This is a genomic window from Endothiovibrio diazotrophicus (assembly GCF_054657215.1).
In genome coordinates, this window is sequence record NZ_BAAHXB010000241.1 from 1 (window position 1) to 1,901 (window position 1,901).

Below are 1,901 nucleotides of genomic sequence, written 5' to 3' on the forward strand. Positions count from 1 at the left end.
TGTGGGTTATACCTATTCTTGCCACCAACAGCCCTTTCACATCATTTGGTAACGGCGCTATGTAGTCTCTAAGTTCAGCAATACTTTCGAGAATATATTTGTGCTCATGCAGTTTTGGACTGCTGTCCATGTATTTTATAATTTTTTCGTCATATAGCGACCGAAGCAAATTTGATATATATAATGGATTTCCTCCTGACTTATTTGCGATAATCTCTGCCGCCGCTCTTTTGTCTTGTGTGTTGATAATGGATTCTACGGCATTAGCTATGTCAATTGTGGTTATGGGCTGCAACATAATGTTGTGCGCCCTTCTTTCTAAGTTGTCGTTAATCCACGACTTAAGTTCGCCCCATGTATCGCCAATATCTTCTTCTGTGTTTCTAGCTTCAAGTATGAACCGAATATTTCCCCATCTTTCTTCTTCCAAAGAAGCAAGCAGAATTCTCAGTGCTTGAGCGGGTCCATCGGGTATTCGATGACAGTTCGCAATTGAAAATATTACTGGTTTTCCGGATCCGATCATCAACCTCGCAACGTGTTGCATTGCAATTTCAGCATTATTTTCTGGCCACTCCCCAAAAATAAGCAGCTTTACCAATAGCTTGATAACTGCCTTGTCAACTTTTCTGGATTTGTAATTAACAAACAGCGCTTCCAGTATATTTTCTGTTAATTCATGTTGCTCATATGACTGGAGTGCGCATCTCGTTTCACTAGGGATTAACACCCATAGAAGCTCGGAGATAAATGAGGCTTGGGTGTCAAGAGAAAGTGAAATTTGGGCAACGTGCCCTCCTCTATTTTTTGTTATCTTGGCGATTCCGTTGCATAAATATGTTTTTCCGGCCCCCCCTTCTCCTTCAACTATCAATATTGGCTTTTTTTCTCCCAGTGATCTCCAGTATATATCTATTTCATTGGCTAAGTGGGGCCTCAAATCAGGAAGCTCAGGTATACGCTCCAACGAATGTAGTGCTGGGAACTCTGGCCCAAATGGAAGCACATGACGTCCAGAGCTAGAAATCACACCAATCGTTGCGGATGAGTATATGGTGTTTGGAGAAAATGCTTTTCCATTTACTGTGCACAACAGCTCAACCGCAATATTTCCTATTTTTTTAACTGAAAATTTTACAATGACCTTTTCCTCGCCACCTGAGGACAGGGTTAAATTTGCACTTTCTATTATTCTGTTTGTAGACGGATTTTCTAGTATCACATGAATACTGAATATATCGCCATATGCTATATCCATATGTTTTGTTTCATTTTCGCCTAATCGCGCCATAATAAACTTTGCAAATAACTCATCTTTTGATATTGTCCAATCTTCTAGTCTTATTCTTCTTAGATACTCTTTGTCATATGAGTGGCCTACCATTTTTAAGTCATGGTTAGGTTCCGTGGGCAGATCGGCATTCCCCAACAGATCAAAGGGGTTCCAATGGTAAATATCAATTCCAAATTGAATATCACAAGATAGCCACCCGGCGAACTTAACTGCGTCAGCAGACGGGGGCTGATTTGACGCTATTGTTAGACTTGTCGGCCTATATCTAATGGCGAAGAGGTATGGTTTCCCAAGAACCTCTAGGGAGAGTTTGCGCCCGTATAATTTGCATTCAATAAAATGAAGTTCGAGCTGTTGTCTATCGTGTTTTGAAATTGGGGTAGAGCCGGGGATTCTACCGTAATGAAGTTTGCCTACTGACACTGTTATATCAATTGGTTCGTGAGATCTATAGTCTATGGAATAGTCTCGTCCATTGAAATTTATTCTTGCCCATTGTTCTGCCAATTCTAAACACGCATACTCAAATAGATTAGACATATTTGACCTGTTTTCTTCACTGTCTAAACTTGCTGCCTTAAGGGTGGCAATTGCGCTATTTATATTC

General features: G+C 40.5%; 1 protein-coding gene. It reads right to left on the minus strand.

Annotated features, from left to right (window positions below; all coding sequences use genetic code 11):
• Nucleotides 1-1,901 (minus strand): ATP-binding protein (locus ACYQ2W_RS26075; RefSeq protein ID WP_459873968.1); only part of this gene is annotated, 1,901 nt, incomplete at both ends.